20 protein-coding genes, 2 pseudogenes and 2 riboswitches are annotated in these 19,520 nt (G+C 39.8%); of the genes and pseudogenes, 15 read left to right on the top strand and 7 right to left on the bottom strand.

Translation table 11 applies throughout. The features are described from left to right. The first annotated feature begins 738 nt into the window (after positions 1-738). Positions 739-888, top strand: a riboswitch (cobalamin riboswitch). Between the two features lie 23 nt (positions 889-911). The 4 genes and pseudogenes from CALSC_RS22940 (at position 912) to CALSC_RS22925 (ending at position 2,737) form a co-directional block, all read left to right on the top strand. After that, a pseudogene (locus CALSC_RS22940) lies at positions 912-1,336 on the top strand (DUF1636 domain-containing protein). Between the two features lie 103 nt (positions 1,337-1,439). After that, entirely contained in the window at positions 1,440-1,823 is a 384-nt protein-coding gene (locus CALSC_RS22935) for a DUF4346 domain-containing protein (protein WP_088243559.1), read from the top strand. Between the two features lie 6 nt (positions 1,824-1,829). Further along, on the top strand, positions 1,830-2,285 hold the full coding sequence (locus CALSC_RS22930) for a hypothetical protein (RefSeq protein WP_088243558.1): 456 nt from the start codon (positions 1,830-1,832) through the stop codon (positions 2,283-2,285). After that, positions 2,282-2,737, top strand: a complete 456-nt coding sequence (locus tag CALSC_RS22925; protein WP_088243557.1) for a hypothetical protein — start codon at positions 2,282-2,284, stop codon at positions 2,735-2,737. Before CALSC_RS22930 ends, CALSC_RS22925 begins: the two co-directional genes overlap by 4 nt. Before the next feature lie 102 nt (positions 2,738-2,839). Here the strand turns inward: CALSC_RS22925 and CALSC_RS22920 are convergent, their stop codons facing one another. Beyond that, complete coding sequence (locus CALSC_RS22920) at positions 2,840-3,412, bottom strand: hypothetical protein (RefSeq protein ID WP_088243556.1); 573 nt, start codon at positions 3,410-3,412, stop codon at positions 2,840-2,842. 8 nt (positions 3,413-3,420) lie between these two features. On the opposite strand from CALSC_RS22920, the gene CALSC_RS22915 reads away from it, so the two are divergent. After that, positions 3,421-3,648 (top strand): tyrosine-type recombinase/integrase, encoded by a 228-nt coding sequence (locus tag CALSC_RS22915; protein WP_088243555.1) that lies wholly within the window; start codon positions 3,421-3,423, stop codon positions 3,646-3,648. Positions 3,649-3,654: 6 nt separating this feature from the next. Here CALSC_RS22915 and CALSC_RS22910 read toward each other — a convergent pair whose 3' ends face one another. The 3 genes from CALSC_RS22910 to CALSC_RS22900 form a co-directional block, all read right to left on the bottom strand. Beyond that, positions 3,655-4,689: a ribonucleotide-diphosphate reductase subunit beta gene (locus tag CALSC_RS22910; protein WP_235006904.1), complete on the bottom strand. Its 1,035-nt coding sequence runs from the start codon at positions 4,687-4,689 to the stop codon at positions 3,655-3,657. A 202-nt stretch (positions 4,690-4,891) separates the two neighbouring features. Next, entirely contained in the window at positions 4,892-7,285 is a 2,394-nt protein-coding gene (locus CALSC_RS22905; protein WP_088243553.1) for an LAGLIDADG family homing endonuclease, read from the bottom strand. A 382-nt stretch (positions 7,286-7,667) separates the two neighbouring features. Next, positions 7,668-8,564: a ribonucleotide reductase N-terminal alpha domain-containing protein gene (locus CALSC_RS22900; protein ID WP_088243552.1), complete on the bottom strand. Its 897-nt coding sequence runs from the start codon at positions 8,562-8,564 to the stop codon at positions 7,668-7,670. 264 nt (positions 8,565-8,828) lie between these two features. After that, positions 8,829-8,971: riboswitch (cobalamin riboswitch) on the top strand. Between the two features lie 145 nt (positions 8,972-9,116). On the opposite strand from CALSC_RS22900, the gene CALSC_RS22895 reads away from it, so the two are divergent. After that, positions 9,117-9,527 (top strand): hypothetical protein, encoded by a 411-nt coding sequence (locus CALSC_RS22895; protein WP_200817724.1) that lies wholly within the window; start codon positions 9,117-9,119, stop codon positions 9,525-9,527. An 82-nt stretch (positions 9,528-9,609) separates the two neighbouring features. Here the strand turns inward: CALSC_RS22895 and CALSC_RS26740 are convergent, their stop codons facing one another. After that, entirely contained in the window at positions 9,610-9,750 is a 141-nt protein-coding gene (locus tag CALSC_RS26740) for a hypothetical protein (RefSeq protein WP_159460678.1), read from the bottom strand. A gap of 33 nt (positions 9,751-9,783) precedes the next feature. Here CALSC_RS26740 and CALSC_RS22890 point away from each other — a divergent pair, with 33 nt between their 5' ends. From CALSC_RS22890 to CALSC_RS22880, 3 genes and pseudogenes are all read left to right on the top strand, one after another. After that, positions 9,784-10,605, top strand: coding sequence for an acyl-CoA desaturase (locus CALSC_RS22890; protein WP_088243551.1), 822 nt, complete (start codon positions 9,784-9,786; stop codon positions 10,603-10,605). Positions 10,606-10,629: 24 nt separating this feature from the next. Continuing rightward, a complete protein-coding gene (locus CALSC_RS22885; RefSeq protein WP_088243550.1) occupies positions 10,630-11,931 on the top strand; it encodes a class I SAM-dependent methyltransferase in 1,302 nt (433 codons plus the stop codon). Positions 11,932-11,976: 45 nt separating this feature from the next. Further along, positions 11,977-12,206 (top strand): annotated as a pseudogene (locus tag CALSC_RS22880) (DUF4346 domain-containing protein). A gap of 301 nt (positions 12,207-12,507) precedes the next feature. On the opposite strand, the gene CALSC_RS22875 reads toward CALSC_RS22880, so the two are convergent. Then, positions 12,508-13,164, bottom strand: a complete 657-nt coding sequence (locus CALSC_RS22875) for a glycoside hydrolase domain-containing protein (protein WP_088243549.1) — start codon at positions 13,162-13,164, stop codon at positions 12,508-12,510. A gap of 151 nt (positions 13,165-13,315) precedes the next feature. Between CALSC_RS22875 and CALSC_RS22870 the strand changes: the two genes are divergently transcribed. The 5 genes from CALSC_RS22870 to hemB all read left to right on the top strand — a co-directional run bounded on the left by CALSC_RS22870 (position 13,316) and on the right by hemB (position 17,495). Then, positions 13,316-13,519, top strand: a complete 204-nt coding sequence (locus CALSC_RS22870; RefSeq protein WP_088243548.1) for a phage integrase N-terminal SAM-like domain-containing protein — start codon at positions 13,316-13,318, stop codon at positions 13,517-13,519. A 307-nt stretch (positions 13,520-13,826) separates the two neighbouring features. Next, on the top strand, positions 13,827-14,606 hold the full coding sequence (locus CALSC_RS22865) for a GTPase, G3E family protein (RefSeq protein ID WP_088243547.1): 780 nt from the start codon (positions 13,827-13,829) through the stop codon (positions 14,604-14,606). Next, the gene (locus CALSC_RS22860) at positions 14,603-15,412 is read left to right on the top strand and encodes a metallophosphoesterase family protein (protein ID WP_088243546.1); all 810 of its coding nucleotides are present in this window, start codon (positions 14,603-14,605) and stop codon (positions 15,410-15,412) included. Before CALSC_RS22865 ends, CALSC_RS22860 begins: the two co-directional genes overlap by 4 nt. Before the next feature lie 113 nt (positions 15,413-15,525). Continuing rightward, on the top strand, positions 15,526-16,251 hold the full coding sequence (locus CALSC_RS27110) for a metallophosphatase (RefSeq protein WP_088243545.1): 726 nt from the start codon (positions 15,526-15,528) through the stop codon (positions 16,249-16,251). Between the two features lie 239 nt (positions 16,252-16,490). Then, the gene (gene hemB, locus CALSC_RS22850) at positions 16,491-17,495 is read left to right on the top strand and encodes a porphobilinogen synthase (RefSeq protein WP_088243544.1); all 1,005 of its coding nucleotides are present in this window, start codon (positions 16,491-16,493) and stop codon (positions 17,493-17,495) included. Positions 17,496-17,834: 339 nt separating this feature from the next. Here hemB and CALSC_RS22845 read toward each other — a convergent pair whose 3' ends face one another. Next, on the bottom strand, positions 17,835-18,437 hold the full coding sequence (locus CALSC_RS22845; RefSeq protein ID WP_088243543.1) for a TetR/AcrR family transcriptional regulator: 603 nt from the start codon (positions 18,435-18,437) through the stop codon (positions 17,835-17,837). A 146-nt stretch (positions 18,438-18,583) separates the two neighbouring features. Here CALSC_RS22845 and CALSC_RS22840 point away from each other — a divergent pair, with 146 nt between their 5' ends. Beyond that, positions 18,584-19,336, top strand: a complete 753-nt coding sequence (locus CALSC_RS22840) for a nuclear transport factor 2 family protein (protein ID WP_088243542.1) — start codon at positions 18,584-18,586, stop codon at positions 19,334-19,336. Positions 19,337-19,520 lie beyond the last annotated feature (184 nt).

The raw sequence follows: 19,520 nt of genomic DNA, 5'->3' as shown, positions 1-19,520 counted from the left end.
ATCTATAGGTAACTGTTTCGACATTCTTAATTTATTTATAACTTACGCAGCTGACATATTTTTTTGCATGGGGTGCGTGACACGCAAAAATATTTGAATTTAGTAATAGGACTTATAACATCACGCAGCAACCCACGATTGTGACAATTGCGTAAGTCCTGTTATTGGGAAAATATTTTTTTTGAAGCTATATGTCAACGGAGCAAGATGCACTCTACTGGAGCATTATGACGCTAGTCTAATGCATCGAAATTCTTGTATAATAGTGCGTTGCGCTCCGCGACAACATACCCTACCTTGGGTTGGAGAAAACCCATTTATCTAGTCATCTTTGTACACTGAGAGACTTGTCTTTAGCGAAGCCGAAAGGAGTCAAGATAAGCCGAAGTGTGAGATGAACTTGTTTATTAGCAAGGAAATTAATTTCCTTACGGGATAAGGGTTTTACGTTAAGTTGACACCAATGAGCAATGCTAAACCCCTACCCATGTTTCGCATTCTTTTTTCAAATTGATATTATAAATTAGTCTTATATAAAAATGGCAGTATAATAAATAGCTATCCGGCTCGATTCTGGGCGAGCTAGGTGCTTGAAGATTATCTGTTGGAACTAATTAATTAGTAATAAATATGGGAAAAATCTGCAAATGAATGTCAAATTATGGGGCTAGAAAAAGCAAGGTTCCTTACGCCACATATCAGTTAAGTTTACTTGATAAAGCAAACCATGTTGGTGTTATTATAGTATTTATCTTCGGTTCTAGTGGGGAGCAGCCACTAGAGGTAACGGGGAAAGTCCGGTGCGAATCCGGCGCTGTCCCGCAACTGTAATCAAGGAAAAATCGTAACCTTGTAAGTCAGAATGCCCGCCGACAAATCAACAAAAACATCGCTAAATCTACGAGGTATAGATGAAGGCACATACAATATTTGTTTGTACGACTTGTGCAAGCAAATGGGAAAATGGTAAGCGTGTCGGTGAAAGTGGTGGTGAAAAGCTACTTAAACGCTTGCAAGCAGATTACCCTAATTGGGAATTAAACCAAGAATTTACTATTCAACCAGTCGAATGCATGAGTGCTTGCAATCGCTACTGTGTAATTTCCTTCGCTTCATCTAGTAAAACTACGTATCTTTTTGGCGATATTTCCTCTGATTTAACTCCCGCAGAGGTTGAGGGTGTATTTGATTGTGCAGGTAAGTATTACTTGCACCCAGAAGGTTCCTTACCTTGGGCTGAACGTCCCCAACCGCTAAAAAAGGGATTTTAGCGAGAATTCCAGCAGTTCCTATTCCTTCAGAGAATAAAAATGCTGAGATGGAGTTGTGTAATTAAGGATTTGAAAATTTAATTGCGGCAGAAAATTGTCGTAATTTACATCATGTATCCTGTGTATTCTCCGTATTTTGAAGCGGTACTTTTTTGGAGTGGAAAAATAATGATATCAGCAGTAGAAGCGATCGCCGCAATTGACGATAAATTATCTAAGCGATTTTTAGAACTCGATCCGGCAGGTTACTTTATCATTTATTTAGATCGGGGAGCAGGCTTGATCTGTGCGAAACATTTTACCAATGAAGTTAATGAGCAAGGACTAGCTGTCGATCCAGAAACAGGAAAGCCCATCCCTGCAACTATTAAAGTGGAACGACAAGCAACTACTCTGTTTACAGGCAGAACAGCTAAAGAAATTGGCATTCAACTGTTTGAGTCAACAAAACCTTGTCCAGTCAGCCGATTCGATCATGCGGCTTACTTGGGACGTGAGTTTACGCGAGCAGAATTGGCATTGGTGACAGGACAAGATTACGTACAGGATTAATGTCTAATGCGAATAGGAAATGAACTCTGGCAAGGATACTTCGGTTACTGGCAGAACCGATTTATTCAACAGAATATTTTGACCATTGGATATACTGCCTGGAATGGCTATATGAATGTAGGAAAGGGGATGGTGGTTTGCGATGTCGTGGATGCAATCCCTCCCTTCATTGATTGGAGTGTTGACACCGTAACCTTCAATCGGGCATTCGTTCCTCAAGGGCAGGTCACTTCCTATCTGCAAACACTGGAACTGGAGAAAGATGCCCTAACCGTACTGCAAAAAGCGATCGCTAACTATGATCCCACCCAAGCAATGGTGATTGTGATCGTTGGTAACGGTACAGTAGATATCAACCTGCTGCAAAACCTAGGAATTTCCCCTGCTGAATGTTATAAACAGGTGCAGCAACGTTGGCTAGAATTCCAGCCCGATCTAACTACCCAAAGGAGGGACTTATGAGTGAAGCCCCTAATACTCTAGACTGGCAGCAAGACTTTATTGCTACAAATTCATTGGCGATCGGTTATAACGCTTGGGTTGGGTATTTAAGCGGCGAACGCGGTGCAATTGTTTGCAGTACTAACTCTCCTGCGATCGGAATTACAGGAGAAACGTTCAAAACCCATTTTGTACCCCGTTCTCGTTTAGCCCCATTCTTGAATGCCTGGTTAGCTGCTCCCGAAACTGTAATTCTACGCCATCACTTTATGAATGCTCACATCTTGGAAGTGGTGGATACCTATAATCCTACAACTGAAGCCGTTTTATTACTGGAATCCTTTCACCAAGCCACTTTCTTCTACTTGAAAAACTTACCCCTCACCCCACCTCAATGTTACGAACAGGTTTGCAAAGAGTGGACAGAATTTCAACCGCAATCCACTCGGAAATCGGAACAAAAACAATTATGATTGATGGTCGATTAATTAGCGGGAGCATCCCAAATATTTCAATTTGTAATGCATTTTCTAAGGTGTTCACGACTGATCGACTCAATAAAAACCGATCATCCGCTAAAAATTTAATTTTCTCTTGCTTGTCTGATTAACTTTTGATTTGCCAATTAATTTTATTTGCTCCTCCTTAAGTTCGCGGTAGGAAACCTTTGCGTAATTCAATATTTCAGACGGGAAGTCAATTACCGAGAAATGCTCAGAGTAATCGTCCTCTGACCACTTTTTTAATACGACTTTATAAGCAGAGACATGAGCAACAAATCTCAAGAGACAAACAGGTGTTTCTTCTTCTCGGATAAGATGGGCATGATTAAGAATTAACTCCTCGCGAAAAATATTTATTGGCATGAAAACATTTTCCATCCAAAGTCGCCACTCAACATATATTTTGCTGTCTACTTGAGGGACTTCTCTGCTAGGTAAACCAATCTTCTTCTGAATCGACTGGAAGGCTATTGCACCTGCTTCAGAAGCAATAAATAAAGGACCATAGAAATCGTTTAGTTGCTTGCTTATCAATGTAAGGCGATCTTTACGACGAGCAAGCCTTAAGTTGTTGAGATACGTGAGGATATATCCAGTAAATGCTAGAGTGATCGTAACCAGTAGAGATATCCATTGAACTGTCATAATCTTGAATGAGTAGTTTACAAAAAGCGTTAAAACAAGCAATTCGTCAAGCTGGTATTCAAAAAAAGGTGGGTTGTCATACCTTTCACCACAGTTTTGCTACTCATTTACTGCAAAACGGTTATGACATCCGCACGGTACAGGAATTATTGGGACACAAGGATGTAAAAACGACAATGATTTATACCCATGTTCTTAACCGTGGTGGTAAAGATGTTCGTAGTCCCCTTGATTAACCCCTGTTAGAAATCATCCCAACCTTCAATACTAGAAGACATAACATAGCTGGTTACACTCGCCTCAAAAAAGTTTGCTTTTGTATTCGCTTCTTTCTTAGTATCTGAAAAACGCTCCAGGTGAGTATAAGGACTTTTCTTGTAGATAGCTTCCCCAAACAATGGCTCTAAACCGATCGCCTTTAAGCGAGTATTCGCCAGATATTTTGTGTAATGTTCTGTACTGTTGGCTGTAATGCCTAGAATATCATCTCCAACAATATGTCCTGTCCACTTGCATTCATGCTCAACAGCAAGAGCAAACATTTCATAAATTTGTTCACGACTATGGGGGAAAATCTGCATCGCTTCTGGAATCAATTTTTGATATAGCCGCACATGAGAAAGTTCATCTCGGTTAATCATTCTAAAGATATCGGCACTCCCAGACATGAGCATCCGTGATGAGAGATTGTAGAAAAATATAAACCCGTTATAGAAGTACAATCCTTCTAATAAATAATCAGCTAACAGTGATATGAAATAATTCTCTGGTGTGGGATTGTCAACATATTTTTGGTATAGTCCAGCGATGAATTCACATCGTTGTTTGAGAATGCGATCGCTCCGCCAAAAATCATAAACTTGTGTACGGCGATCGCTCGGAACCACCGTCTCAATAATGTATTGATAGGACTGATTATGCATTGCTTCTTGGGAAATTTGTTCTGCCATACACAATGCAATTTCTGGTGCAGTAATGCTGCTTTTAATATGAGGCACATTACAGGTTTGCACCGAATCAAGAAAAGTTAGATAACTGAGGATGCCATCAAATGCACGTCGTTCTCCAGGTGTGAGATTAACGTAATCTGTTACATCTTGAGTAATGTCTATTTTTTCGGGAACCCAAAAATTCTCTCGCATTTGCCGGTAGAGAGACACAGCCCACGAATAGCGAACATCATTTAATTGCATTAAGTTCGTAGTCTCTCCGAACCATATTAAACGATTTGCTGTATCATCATTCCCATATGGATTAAAAACGGGATTAATTGGCATTAATGATTGTCTTGGTTGGTACATTTTTCAGTTATCAGTTATCAGTTATCAGTTATTAGTTACGCTTAGTGTGAATTAATTGCTGAAACCATTTTAATTGCCTTGATAATTCAAAATCACAGTTTTGGGAGAGTTTCAAAACCCTTATGGAATAAGAGAAGTTTTTAATTCACACCAGACGTTAGTTATTGCTATTCCCTCGTTAGTTTGCACAAGCAACACATTGCTCGTTCGATTCTTTGAAACTGTCTTTTTGGACAGTGCGAATGTAGTAGATTGCTTTACAACCTAATTCCCAGGCCAGCATTAGGTTTTCAAAAATATCAACAGCGCTAAGACATCGCTCAGGTTCATCAGGAAAGTAAACTCCAGCGTTCAGGTTAAAGAGCAATTCCATGGAAATTCCAGTATCAATCCATTGTTGAATTGTGGCGATCGCTTTGATGATTTTTTTCTGATCTAGTGTCTTATTTTCGGCATAGAACCATAAACGATCCCGAATGTAAGGTGGTGCAATGGGTACTGAACCTTTTGCCCACTTTTCATAGAAGAATTTGCTATAAACTGGCAGAACGCTGGCTGTACAACCTTGAACTAAAGATGAAGAAGTATTAGGTGCGATCGCAGTAATATGTGAATTGCGAATCCCGTGCTGCTTGATATCTTCACTCAGTTGTAAAAAGCGTTCTGATTGAGTGGCGTGTTGCTTAAACCAAGTAGGTGGTTTGGCTCCGATTAAATTTCCCTTGCTCCATTCACTACCAGCAAAAGCAGGATACGCACCCCGTTCTTTTGCTAATTCCATCGATGCTGCGGTGCAATAGTAACCGATATCTTCAAATAAATCGCTGATTTCCTGAAGACGGGTATAAGTGAGATGACGTTTTGCTAACCAATCGGCTAATCCCATACAGCCCACCCCAATTGTGCGATATTTGGCATTGTGGGTGGCACTGGCAGTAAATGGGGGTGATGTAAGTTCAATGGTATTATCTAATATACGTACTGCAATGTGACAAATTTCTGAACGTTGCTCATCTTCTAAATTTGCCAGGTTAATAGAAGTCAAGTTGCAAGTATGGCTTTCTTCACCCGGTTTCACATTTGACCAAGATTCTTGGCATTGCCCCGTCAAGATTCCATTAAACATCCCTAAGTGCTTTATGGGTTCGTTAAAACAATAAGTGTCATCACGACGACAGGTTAGCTCAATTTCCTCAACTCGAATGAAGTGACTTGCTTCTCGCTGAGGTTTTCGTGTTTTCCATTGTAGGCGGTAGGTTTTTAATCCAAGTTGCCCAAGTTGAAATAGCCCGACTGATGAAATAATTAAGCGGTAAGCTGCTTGGCATAAATAATCCTTTTTACCTCCTTTTCCATCGGGCATTGACTGATAACCTTCATCAAAGTGCCGCGATACTTTTGAGTCAATACCTAGAGTTTGTAACATCAAACGGATATCAAGTAAAAAGTTTTTATGGACAGAAGTGATTGACAATGCTTCATTACACCCATTGCGAAACACACAGCCATCTGCATCAAGCAGTCCCGCAAGCCAATCTAGCCGTGATTTAATCGTATAGCCGTTGAGAGGAACGGTAAATTTTTGCGGTATATCCAGAGGAAGTTTACAAACAATGCGGTCTTGTTTTTCATCGTGACAAACGGCTAGAGTCTCTAATTCTTTTGACCCCCAAGAACTACCCCAGCGACGATTACGAATTGCAAGGTGTGGTAACAATGTTTTTTTTACACCATAAAGGTCGATTTCGGGAAGACCTTCTCCGGAATGACTACCATCGCCGCAAAAAAAGCCTGCCGTGTAAGCATAAGGAAATTCAATATCACTCTCGCACTGAATGATGGGTAAGCGATATTTAATAAGCTTGTCACCAATTTGGAGATTTTTAGCTTCAACACGACGAGGTTGAGATTTGTAGTTGTCTTTTATCCAAAAATGGTGATAATAAGTGCATTCCAGGATTTCTCCGTTACTAAAATGCACTTTAAGCAATGGTTGATTTTCTCCAGTTTTGCGAATACAAACATTTGACCATTCCGAACCATTCCAAATGTTAACGAATTGATCTTTTAGTTCTGCGATCGGAAACTGCCCGCGATCGGTAAGAACATAAGTTTCAGGTGCAACACACAAATTTCCACCAGGAATATAACCTTCATGCTGATTGGGATTAGCTCGGTTTGCAGTATCTTTAAACCATAGGTAAGGCATTCCGGTTTCTAATTGGGTTCGCATCACCTGTTTAAATAAAAGACGCGCATTTACTCGTTTGTAAAGCGTAATCGAATCATCTAAACTGGCTTCAATTTGATGATAAGCACTCTCAAATTCTTCACCCCAAGTTGAAGCTAGTTCAATCCCTAAACAAGTTCGCACCTCATAGGGATCTACCAACGTCCATTCTGTATCTGCTGCTACTCGCCGCATGAATTCATCACTGACAACTAGTTGCGGGAACACATCATAAGCTTTGCGTCGCGCGTCTCCATTCTCAGTTTGCATTTCCAAAAATTCACTTATGTCTAAATGCCAAACATCTAGACTAACGGTGACAGCACCAGCGCGTCGTCCCATTCATGTTCAGATCAGGTCGCTAACCTGATCCCGTTCTCTAAGAACTGCTATCTGTCACCAGATAGATCAGACTATATCTTAATCCTATATCTAGGATTCTCCCCATTTCCACTGTCAATCGCTTACAGTGTACTCTCCTGTGAGATAGTCGTTGAACCTTCTAAATAGATGTGATAAAAATGACTCCAATTTTTCCCTGACTTGATAGTTTTCGCTGAGAAACTGAATTTCCCAAAGAGTCCATTTTTTACCTATATCTATTAGCTTGGCTGCTGATTGTCTTATGTAGTGCGCTTTTTCTATTCTGATTGATTTACATAAGATTTTCCAGCAATTAAGGGAGTTTTTCAACTGTTATTACTAACAGAAGGGGCTAACTTTTTCAACCCTGATTGACTGCGATCGCAGTATCGTTCAATAGCTTAATCCAGGGAACGACACCACCGGAGGCATTCTTCTTTCCCATCACCCAACTACCAGTAGCCCGAATCCGAGACAAATTCACACCCACACCACCGCCATTTTTGGAAATCCGGGCTGCATCATGAATACTGCCAAAAATGCTTTCTAAATTGTCGTCCATTGCTGTAATGAAACAACTAGCAAGGGAACCATTGGGAATCCGTAAGTTCGCTAAAATCGGCGTTGCTAAGGATATTTGACGACGGGCGATCGCTTCATAAAACTTTCTTGCCCAAGTTAAGCGATTTTCTGGTGTTTCTACGGATGCTGTCAAGAGCGCACAAGTTAAAAATGCTTCCTGGGGTAATTCATTCGCCAGGAGATATCGTTTCGTCAGTAATACTGCGCCGGCATAATCATAGTCGGCATCCCAGTCAGGATTAATCCAAGTATTGGCAATTTCTAATTCTTCTGGAGTGTAGATTAAGATACGGCGATCATATTCTCCTTTTTGAATTTTGTCATGTACAGTTTGAGCATAGTAACCGTACTTATAACCTCGGGCTACTTGAGTATCTTTCCACAAACTCCAAATATGTAATCGCCCTGCGACATATCGCCAATCAGGTTCTTCAGGGCTGCACAAATCCAAAGCACAGCTAATTAAATTATCTTGAATTTCTCTTGTGCTAATACCGGGGCGCAATCGAGTTGTCAGATGTGCTTCCAAGGCAATGGAATTGCAGCAAAGTCCGCAACAAGCCCAATTAACTACTGTGCGAATTTTATTAACTTCTAACGGTGTTGTCGAACCATTACGGCGAACAACATAGATATCCTTTGTGGAGTCTTCAAAAAGTGTGGATGGAGCTTGCATACTGGATAAGTTAATCGATTGGAGAAAATAGTTGCCAGAATAGAAAATAATTCTTAACTAGATTTAGCAATGTAAAAAATTGTCAACGTTATGTCACCAAAAGCTGGTAATCCTAACAATTTTTCAGATTGAAAAATTGTTAAAAGAATTGTCCAATAAAAATCCAGAGCAAGCTTTGGTAAAGAATTAAACTTGCCCCGATTAATAACGAATGCCAGTATAGATCGACCATTGATTTTTACGCAAGCAAATCACAGTTGTGTTAATATTCAATGGAATCTCGGTTCTAATGGGTATCAGCCATTGGAGGTAAGGGGGAAAGTCCGGTGTAAATCCGGCGCTGTCCCGCAACTGTAATCAAGGTTTGCCTTGTGAGTCAGAATGCCCGCCGAAGTTGACTTGTAAATTTTGTACATCTGCGAGGCACGGATGGTTTATTACATGGCGATCGCTAGGTCTGATATTGTGAAAGCACCGCACATAAAAACGCTACAAATAGCGGCTTTTCACGAAATAAGTAATTAATATTAAATTTTGATTAGTAATTACTTTGTGAATTATTCAGGTAATTATTTTAACTTTGGAACTTCAAAGATTTTCGGCGAACGCGGTGCGATCATTTGCAGTACTAACTCTCCTGTGATCGGCATTGCTGGAAAAACCTTCAAAACCTATTTTGTACCTCGTTCTCGTTTAGCCTCGTTCTTGAATGCCTGGTTAGTGGCTCTTGATACTTTAATTTTACGTCATCACTTTATGAATGCTCACATCTTGGAAGCTGTAAATACCTATAATCCTGCAACAAAAGCCGTGTTATTACTGGAATTATTTCACCAAGCCACTTTCTTATATTTGAAAAATTTACCCCTCACCCCACCCCAATGTTACGAACAGATTTGTAAAGAGTGGACAGAATCTCAACCGCAATCTACTCAGTTATTGAAACAAAACGGTGTTGCATAAGTGCGGGATGAATTAGCGTTTGAAACCATTGAAAAATCCCTGAAAATTTGGTGAAATCATCCCCTGATTCCGCAACGCCACACTAAATATTACCTGTTGGTATGAGAATCAAGTAGCTCATGGGGGGATGCTGGACGGTTTCCACGGTCAACAACATTTGTGCTCGTTGTTGATAGTAGCTGTTGATGGCATCAACTAGGGTCGAGTTTTTCTCAAAAATCACCTAAATTCAAGCCGGTGTAGGGCTGAAAAAATTATGACTAGCAATTTATCTCAATTGAATTCAGTTTCTCCTAGACCAAAGGTGATTATTTTTACTTCTATACTTCATCTTGCAGTATTGTTAGTATTTCTACCCCACACCTTTAGTTGGGCTGCTGTAGGGGTAGCAGTGTTTTTACATTGGATAACCATTGGTCTGGGAATTTCTTTGGGTTTTCATCGTTTGGCTACCCATCGAAGCTTACAAACTCCCAAATGGGTAGAGTATTTTCTGATTTTGTGCGGTACCTTAGCTCTTCAAGGAGGAGTACTTGGCTGGGTAGGGTATCACAGACTGCATCATTTGTATTCTGATCAAGAAAAAGATCCTCACAACTCCAACCAAGGCTTTTGGTGGAGTCACATCAACTGGTTAATGCATTCGGTTCCCAGCAAAACCGAACTTCCCCGGTTTACTAAGGACATTGCTGATGACCCATTCTATCGTTTTTGTCACAGATATTACATTGAGTTACAGGTGGTCTTAGGGGCGATATTATATTTGTTAGGTGGTTGGTCTTTCGTCATTTGGGGAATCTTTGTTCGCTTATTTGTAGGGCTTCATTCTACTATGTTCGTCAATAGTGCTTGCCACATGGTCGGCTATCGTACTCATGATTCAAAAGACTGCTCTACTAACTGTTGGTGGGTGGCTCTGCTGACTTTTGGGGAAGGTTGGCATAATAATCATCATGCCTTTCAATATTCAGCCCGTCATGGGTTGCAATGGTGGGAAATTGATGTGACTTGGATAACCATTAGATTACTGCAATTCCTCGGTTTGGCAACCAATGTCAAGACTATACAACAAAAATAATCTACGGTAACTTGCTGAAATTATATGACTAAAATCCAAGAGCCAAATCAACAACATAGAGAAATCATTACCCCATCAAGCCAGAATTGGAGCGTTCGCATTTCTTCTTTACCTAATGGAGAACGCTATCTCTACCAACTTTTTAGCTTTATCCAAGAGGGAAATCTGACAGTTATTAATCCAGCAGGTGTGGTTTTCCATTTTGGTAGGGAAGATTTATCACCAGCCCTACGGCTATGCATTCATAATCCCCATACCTACGACCGTGTTTTGGCATTTGGTGCACTTGGATTTGGTGAAGCTTACATGGATGGTTGGTGGGATGAAGAAAATAATAATCTTGTTGAACTCCTTTGCTTATTTTTCCGCAGTAATGTATATAGCAAAGCTCGTAGGCGAATAACAATTCCCCTGCTACTGAACGTCATAACTCAGCGTCTGCGAACAGTCCCCACCCGAATTCAAAATAGTCGCAAAAACGTACAGCATCACTACGACTTAGGAAACGATTTTTATCAGCATTTTCTCGACCCGACAATGACCTATTCCTGTGGTTATCGAATTCGAGAAACCGATTCAATTGAGCAGATGCAGCTTCAGAAGTATGAATTAATTTGTAAAAAACTGGCACTGCAACCGGGAGAATCCCTGATTGATATTGGTTGTGGATGGGGTGGAATGTTGATCTACGCTGCCGAACACTATGGTATTTCTGGTACGGGTATAACCTTAAGTGTAGAACAAGCCGCATTAGCGAAAGAAAGGATTGAACAAAAAGGTCTGAGCGACAAAATAAAAATCGTAATTGCAGATTACCGAGAGATACAAGGGCAATATGATAAGTTTGTGAGTATTGGGATGTTTGAGCATGTGGGTAAAGGGAGTTTTGCCACTTTTATGCAGAAAGCTTCAGAATTTTTAACTCCGAATGGGGTGGGTATGCTGCACACAATTGGGACTCAAGGTAATGAACGAATTGGTGCTTGGACTGCTAAATATATTTTCCCTGGTGGTTATATCCCACAACTTCACGAATTGACACAAGAACTTTGGGCTGCAAAACTATCGGTTGCCCATTGCGAAAATCTTAAGCCTCACTACGCGGAAACCATAAAACATTGGGCTGCTAACTTTACCACAAATCGAGCCAAAATAGCATCATTGGGGGCAACCTATGATGAACGATTCTTTCGTATGTGGTATCTCTACTTACAATCTTCCGAAGCTTCCTTTAGAGACGGTAGTCTACAGGTTTATCAAATACTGTTTTACAAAGGTAAACAATGGCGGTTGGATTTTCCTTTAACGTTTAGTCCCATAGTTTAACTCAAAGTTAAGAAAAATCGGATTTACGCAAGTCGATGTAGTCATATTGTAGAAGCGATCGCCGCAATTGACGATAAATTATCTAAGCGATTTTTAGAACTCGATCCGGCAGGTTACTTTATCATCTATTTAGATCGGGGAGCAGGTTTGATCTGTTGTTTGAGTCAACAAAACCTTGTCCAGTCAGCCGATTCGATCATGCGGCTTACTTGGGACGTGAGTTTATGCGAGCAGAATTGGCATTGGTGACAGGACAAGACTACGTACAGGATTAATTTCTAATGCAAATGGGAAATGAACTCTGGCAAGGATACTTCGGTTACTGGCAGAACCGATTTATTCTCCATAATATTTTAACTATACAATCTTTACCAAGCAGGATAACGACCAAGGTCAGCGGTGCGAGACCATCTATGGGGAAAAGCCTATCCCTTCGCCTTCGCGTCCGCTGCACTGCAAGTTATATTAGCCACGTAAAGGCTTGCATCTGTTAGGTTTTATACATTAACCTGACTTAACTAATCGCCTTGATCGCACTTGATCAGTCTAAAAAACCTTAGGCAAATATTGGGTTTATTAACGTTTTATTAACCATTGTGGTTGCCCACCCTCGTCATCAATATAGGTAATCAACTTATCAATTCCGATACCGTTAACAGGCTCAATAACATAAGATCGAACCATTTGATAACCTCTGTATACGTTAGGGACATTGCCTTCTGATTGCCAAAAATGTTGAAACTTAAGATCATTGCTTAATTGCTCCCCATTCAGAATTGAATTTTCCGGAACATAAAGTCCAGGAATATATCCCCAAGCAGCTACTGCATCGTACCAGGCATTGCAATAGTCAATGACATCTGGAGCTTTTGCAGAAGAACTTATTTCTTCTAGACTACACCACACGTTTACTTTGGGTGGGAACCCTACTTTATCAGTACTTACAGCAGTGTTTTCTCCATGATTTTTGCCAAGATCAGCAGTAGGGAGCCACTCAGGTTCGGGAACGTGCTGTGCTGGCATTAAAGCGAATCCTCCTTCTAGGATTCCACTGGCTTCTTCGTAGCTTAGATCTGAATATTTAGATCCTATGAAGATATATCGAATGCAAAACCTATACCCTTGATTATAAAATGCTTGAGCAATATGGGATGAAATTGGAGTGCTCGCATCAAATCCTAATGACTTATTGGGGGCACTTTGAACGATTCCATTTAACTTTGGATTGGACATAGTAATTCTTCCTCTTCGGGTTGAATGGATAAATTTTCCATCAATGTTGCCAGAATCTATAATTACTCAGAAACGCGGAAGTAACAAGCAAAGTTTGGCAAGTTAAGAGAAAATCTTTTAGGATCTTAAAAAATATACAAGATTTCTAAGAATGTATAATGAAGAAGAATTTTTAACACATCTTGCTGTCAATGAAAATGTTGCTGCATCAACGCAGAAACAAGCACTTTATGCTGTTATTTTTCTTTATCAAGAGGTATCAAAACAAGATTTAGATTTGAAAGTAGATGCGGTACGTGTTAAAAAATCTAAATATTTACCACCTGTTAGAAATCATCCCAACCTTCAATACTAGAAGACATAACATAGCTGGTTACACTCGCCTCAAAAAAGTTTGCCTTATTTTTGCGGTAGTAACCCAAATTACTAGTTACGAATGTTAAATGCTTAGATCCCCCATAGGGTTACTGTAATAATTTCATTGCGATCGCGCCAAGTTTTTGGCAAATCACTTATAGAAATACTGTATCAAAATATCAATCCATCTACGAATTGATGCAATTTTTAGACCAAATCATGACGTGACAAGGGAAAGGAGGTTAAATAAGCGTAAATTCCAGGTATTCTGGTTGAATTATCACAATAACGATTATCATTATTGTATGAATATACCTGAGATTACCCTCGTTGCTGGTTTTGCGGGTTCTGGGAAAACCGCTTGGATTCGTCAACAGATACAAGATGTGGCATCTGCTGGTGATGAAAACATTATTTATTTCAGTCCTGGTACTGGAAATGTCCCCATAGATCAAACCATAATTAGTGCTGAATTTCCCCAAATACAGGTTTTTCGCGATGGGGAAGAAGTTGAGTTTACCCAGCAAATACCATCAGCAAAATTAGTTTATATTGAGCTAGGTTTTTATTTAGAATTAGGGAGTTTATCAGGATTATTAGAATACTTTTCCCACCGTAAAGTAGCTGTTTTACCTACTCAGATAAAAGACTCTGAATATCACCCTTGGGCGGATGAAATTATTCCCGGAATTCCAATTAAAACTGATTTATCAGCGAAATTATGGCGAGTTATTACAGAGGGGCAAGTTGTAGATGAAGACAGCTTAGAGGAATTTTGGTACGAAACAATTCATGGTGCTTATGGTGATGTCAGTCGTGCCAAGGCAGTTTTTGATGTTAATGATGGTAGAAGTATTTACTGTGATTTTGTTGCGGGTATACCTCCAACAGAGTTCTTAGAATTAAATTTACCCCGTCATTTATCAGGTAGACCACAGCGTTTTAGTGGGATTGAGGTAGTAGGGAAAAATTTAGATGAAACGATTCTCAAACAGACTTTATCTGATTGTTGTTTGTCAGATACATTAATTTTGCAATATCAACAACAAGTAAAAGAAATATTATCACAAGGAATGGAATTATGAAAATCGCGGTTATGTCTTGTATTCACGGTAATATTGATGCTTTGGATGCAGTTTTATTAGATATAGAAACACAAAAAGCCGAAAAAATCTTTTGCTTGGGTGATTTGGTAGGATATGGTCCCTATCCCAATGAAGTGGTGGAAAAAATTCGTGCTTTAGATATTCCCACCTGTTCTGGTTGTTGGGACGAAGATATTGTCGAAGGTTTGAATGCTTGTGATTGTAGTTATCCTTCCTTATTAGCAGAGAAACGGGGTTTAGTTGCTCACGAATGGACAAATAAGGAAATTAAACCAGAAAATCGTCAATTCTTAGCACAGTTACCCTATTCTTTAAAAGAGGGTAACTTGGGTTTTGTTCATGGAAGTCCCCATAGCAATCATGAATATTTATTACCAGAAATTAATGCTTTTGTTGCTCTAGAAAGGGTAATTACATCGGGAGCAGACGTACTATTTTGTGGACATACCCATGTTCCTTATGTGCGTAATTTTGATGGTAGTCACTTACAAGTGAAAATAAATCAGGATAAGTTATCAAAGACAAATACTTTTACTGCACAATTTAAACAAATTATTAATGCAGGTTCTGTAGGTGAACCAAGACATGGCAGACCAAATGCAACCTATGTAATTTATGATATTGATACTCAAGCAGTTACATTGCGTGAGGTTAATTACGACTATCAAAAAACTTGTACAGCAATTATAGAAAAAGGATTACCCGCAATTTTTGCATGGCGTTTAGCACGAGGAATTGAATTTGCAGAACGTGCTGATGATCCGACTCATGTTTGTACTAGATAAGGAGAATTGAATGCAAATTTACAATTTCTAAAATATTCTTTATTGATAATCTAAAAAAAGAAATATTTTCTAATCCAAAATCCAAAATCCAAAATCCAAAATCCAAAATAGAAATGAAGTGGGCAATTTTAAGCGGTATAGAAGGCAACTTAACAGCTTATGAAGCAGTAATGGCTGACATTAAACGTCAAAGTCGTTACATAGAAGCATTATATGTTCTTGGTGATGCCATTGGACCTACACCAGAATCAGAAAAATTGGTGTCTCGTTTACTTAAACCCCGTTCGGGAGAACTTACACCGCTTATTTGTAAGGGATGGTGGGAAGAACAATGTTTGATTCTACATGGCTGGAGTGCGACTCTAGAACCGACGGATTTATTACAAAAATATGGGGGAGAGACTGTAAAAACGCTATGGGATACTGTATCTCGGGATACTGTGAATTGGATCAGAACTCTAGATTTGGGTTTCTTTGAGTTAGATTGTTTGTTAATTCATGGGACAACGGTTTCTGTAGATGAAGAGTTAAACCCAGACACCTCTCCTGTGGTAATTTTAGACCGAGTAGCGCGGATGGGAGCAAATAATTTATTTTGCGGTCGTTCTGGTTTGACTTTTCAGTATCATTTAGAAACTGGTTCCATTAACACCACCCTCACTACCCTGGATAACCAAAACCCTCAGCAAACTATCAATGTTACCCCCCGTCAAGTTGTAGGGGTGGGAAATGTGGGGAGAACACCAGGGGAAGCAACTTATACTCTCTACAATCCCAACAGCAATCAAGTGGAGTTTAAAACTGTGCGTTACGGTGTCAGCAAGGGATTTGGAGTTTAAAACTATACGACAGGGAAATATGAACTTGTGGAAGTGGAATTCACATTTACGAAGACTTTATGTCAATAAACATAATTTTTTTCTTACCAATCCGATTAAATAATCTTTGACAACCTAAGTATATTTAAAACATCAGTATTAAAAAAAATTTAGATGCAGAAGACATAAAAACAATTATCATTATTTGTTAGATAATCATTCCTCATTATTTGTTAGATAATCATTCCTCATTATCACTCATGTCATCAGAAAACCCTACTACAAACCAAAACCTAACTCAGCGTCCCCGTCGTCTGCGCCGTACCACAGCTTTACGGAATATGGTACGAGAAACCACCTTAACTGTGGATGATTTAATCTATCCCATGTTTGTGATGGAAGGGGAAGACCAAAAAATGGAAATCTCTTCCATGCCGGGATGTTATCGTTATACTTTAGACTTATTACTGAAAGAGATACAGCAAGTTCATGAATTAGGGATTAATGCGATCGCACTTTTCCCCGTGATTCCAGAGGCTAAAAAGGACGATGTAGGGACAGAAAGTTACAATCCTGATGGCTTAGTCCAAAAAACCGTCAAAGCCATTAAAACAGCTATTCCTGACATAGTTGTGATTACCGATGTTGCTCTTGACCCTTTTAGTACCCACGGTCATGATGGTATTGTTGATGAGAATGGGGTAATTCTTAACGATCCCACCGTAGAAGTATTGGTGAAAATGGCTGTTTCCCAAGCAGAAGCAGGGGCAGACATGGTAGCACCTTCTGATATGATGGATGGTAGAATTGGGGCAATTCGTCGCGCTCTAGACGCAGCAGGGTACATTCACGTAGGGATTTTGGCATACTCTGCAAAATATGCTTCTAGTTATTATGGCCCCTTCCGGGATGCTTTGGATTCAGCACCGAAATTTGGGGATAAGAAGACTTATCAGATGGATGCAGCCAATGCCAAGGAGGCTTTGAAAGAGATAGAGTTAGATATTGCTGAAGGTGCAGATATTGTTATGGTTAAGCCTGCTTTAGCATATCTGGATATTATTTGTCAGGTAAAATTAGCCACAAATCTACCTGTAGCTGCTTACAACGTCAGTGGGGAATATTCCATGATTAAAGCAGCCGCACAGCAGGGTTGGATTGATGAAAAGAAGGTAATTTTGGAAACATTAACCAGTATGAAACGGGCTGGTGCTGATTTGATTTTGACCTATTTTGCTAAGGAAGTGGCTTTGATGCTGCTTTAGTTAAGGAACTCCAAAAAACAAATTATCCTGTTTAAATGTTGATTGTTAACTGTCAATCAAATAATTACAGCAGTTTTCATCTATTTGCACCATATGTTTGATGTAGGGATTTAGCAGTGCTAAACCCCTACCAGGGTGCTTTATCTATCTGAAAATCAATGAAAAATAGAATATTGTTGATTATTCCCAGTTCGCTATTTTGATAGAGCAAGAGGACTCCCGCTACACCGGAGGTTAGGTTCAAGTTGACAGATTCTTTCCCTCTTCAAAGCTTTGTTCATGCTGTGGATATAAAAAATTTAATGAATTGAAGTATCCGTGAGGGGATTTGTCAGAAGTTTACATTTTGGTCGGAGAGTACAAACCCAAAGCATTTAAGCTTATAGAGGCTGACCTCCACAGCTCCTTCTCATCACTTATAAACTTACTCTGTGTACTGATGCCAATCATAATACTGTGGATTGCTAATGCTAATCCGCGTGCATCAGTAGAATCAGGTAATTCAGAGCGTTCTTTAGCCCATTGAACTAACTCCTCAAGCCTATCAATGGCAGAATTTGCTACGGCTGCAATAACAGTACCTGGTTCACTGTCGCCCGAGAGAAGCTCATTCATCGAGTTCACAGCCATACATCCCCTCCCCTCTGGATCGTTTGCTCGAACTCTACATATTTCTCGAAAAACTCTGGTAAGTGTGGGTTTCAATGGAGTTTCGGGCTTCATCGCTGCCAAGGCACGTTCAGGAACCTGTTCAAGATACCGTTCCAGCGCTAACTGGAAGAGCTTTTCACGGCTCCCAAAGGCGTTGTAAAAGCTAGACCTTGTAATCCTAAGCTTTTCACAAAGTGCCTTAACGGAAGTACCTTCATAGCCGTTAAGCCAAATCTCATTCATTGCCAACTCAATCGCAGCTTCACGATCAAACGCTAATGGCCTTACCAAAGGAATCTCCTAGAGAATCAATCTTTAATGTTCACACCTGTACAAAACTGTATTTAGCTGTTATTTTCATAATATGTACAGAATAAACCCTCATCAATCATTACTCAAATGGAGCAAAAAACCACTTATCCAACAAGGAAGAACAAATGAGTGAGAATAAAGCCATACTAACCAAAGCCATGAATGCACTTTTTCGTGATTTCAGCGAAGAAGACATGAGGCGCTATTACAAACAAGATTATATCCAGCACAATCCAAATGTTCCTACAGGACTGGATTCCATCATTGGATTGCTACCCGTCCTTAAAGAATCAGGTTTTGATTACAACACCCACAGGATGATCGAAGATGGTGATCTCATACTCACACACACAACATATACCAATGCTCAAGTTTTTGGTGCTGAAACAGTTGTTGCATTTGATATTTGGCGTATGGAAGATGGACAAGTTTCTGAGCATTGGGACTCTATCATCCCTCACTACAAAGAAACAGCAAGCGGTAGAAGTCAAATCGATGGCATGACCGAGATTTTTGACCTGAACAAAACGCAAGAAAATAAGACACTGGTTAAATTCTTCGTTACCGAAGTTTTAATTGAAGGGGATGTCTCCAAAATGTCCAGTTTCTTTAAAGACGAACGCTATGACCAACATAACCCGGTTGTGAAAGATGGCCTTGAGGCACTCAAAAATGCCCTGACAGAAATAACAAATGATCGTATTCATCGAGTGATTGGTGAAGGAAATTTTGTGCTGACACAAAGTGAAGGGGCTTGGAAAAGAAAGCCTTATGCAATTTATGATCTCTTTAGAGTAGAGGACGGATGCATTGTAGAGCATTGGGATGTGCTTCAAGAGATTCCGGCTGAAATGGCACACGAGAATGGGATGTTCTAACCAATTAGAAGTGCGATGACTTCCCTTCTTCTGAAATTAGGAACTTTTTAGGCGATCGCTAGTACTTTCATAGCTGTTAAGCCAAATCTCATTCATTGCCAACTCGATCGCAGGGTCTTGATCGAATTCTCACGTTCTTACCAACGGAACCTCCTAAATTTTGATTAGACTTGTTGCAAAATAG

Origin of the sequence: Calothrix rhizosoleniae SC01 (assembly GCF_900185595.1) — a bacterium.
Taxonomy (GTDB): Bacteria; Cyanobacteriota; Cyanobacteriia; order Cyanobacteriales; family Nostocaceae; genus Calothrix_A; species Calothrix_A rhizosoleniae.
Note: the sequence above shows the minus strand (reverse complement) of the source record. Positions and strands in the feature narration are given on the sequence as shown.

Coding starts and splice junctions, on each gene's coding strand:
- CALSC_RS22935 (WP_088243559.1), top strand. CDS start 1,440: ATGATATCAGCAGTAGAAGCGATCGCCGCAATTGACGATAAATTATCT.
- CALSC_RS22930 (WP_088243558.1), top strand. CDS start 1,830: ATGCGAATAGGAAATGAACTCTGGCAAGGATACTTCGGTTACTGGCAG.
- CALSC_RS22925 (WP_088243557.1), top strand. CDS start 2,282: ATGAGTGAAGCCCCTAATACTCTAGACTGGCAGCAAGACTTTATTGCT.
- CALSC_RS22920 (WP_088243556.1), bottom strand. CDS start 3,412: ATGACAGTTCAATGGATATCTCTACTGGTTACGATCACTCTAGCATTT.
- CALSC_RS22915 (WP_088243555.1), top strand. CDS start 3,421: ATGAGTAGTTTACAAAAAGCGTTAAAACAAGCAATTCGTCAAGCTGGT.
- CALSC_RS22910 (WP_235006904.1), bottom strand. CDS start 4,689: ATGCCAATTAATCCCGTTTTTAATCCATATGGGAATGATGATACAGCA.
- CALSC_RS22905 (WP_088243553.1), bottom strand. CDS start 7,285: ATGGGACGACGCGCTGGTGCTGTCACCGTTAGTCTAGATGTTTGGCAT.
- CALSC_RS22900 (WP_088243552.1), bottom strand. CDS start 8,564: ATGCAAGCTCCATCCACACTTTTTGAAGACTCCACAAAGGATATCTAT.
- CALSC_RS22890 (WP_088243551.1), top strand. CDS start 9,784: ATGACTAGCAATTTATCTCAATTGAATTCAGTTTCTCCTAGACCAAAG.
- CALSC_RS22885 (WP_088243550.1), top strand. CDS start 10,630: ATGACTAAAATCCAAGAGCCAAATCAACAACATAGAGAAATCATTACC.
- CALSC_RS22875 (WP_088243549.1), bottom strand. CDS start 13,164: ATGTCCAATCCAAAGTTAAATGGAATCGTTCAAAGTGCCCCCAATAAG.
- CALSC_RS22870 (WP_088243548.1), top strand. CDS start 13,316: ATGTATAATGAAGAAGAATTTTTAACACATCTTGCTGTCAATGAAAAT.
- CALSC_RS22865 (WP_088243547.1), top strand. CDS start 13,827: ATGAATATACCTGAGATTACCCTCGTTGCTGGTTTTGCGGGTTCTGGG.
- CALSC_RS22860 (WP_088243546.1), top strand. CDS start 14,603: ATGAAAATCGCGGTTATGTCTTGTATTCACGGTAATATTGATGCTTTG.
- CALSC_RS27110 (WP_088243545.1), top strand. CDS start 15,526: ATGAAGTGGGCAATTTTAAGCGGTATAGAAGGCAACTTAACAGCTTAT.
- hemB (WP_088243544.1), top strand. CDS start 16,491: ATGTCATCAGAAAACCCTACTACAAACCAAAACCTAACTCAGCGTCCC.
- CALSC_RS22840 (WP_088243542.1), top strand. CDS start 18,584: ATGAGTGAGAATAAAGCCATACTAACCAAAGCCATGAATGCACTTTTT.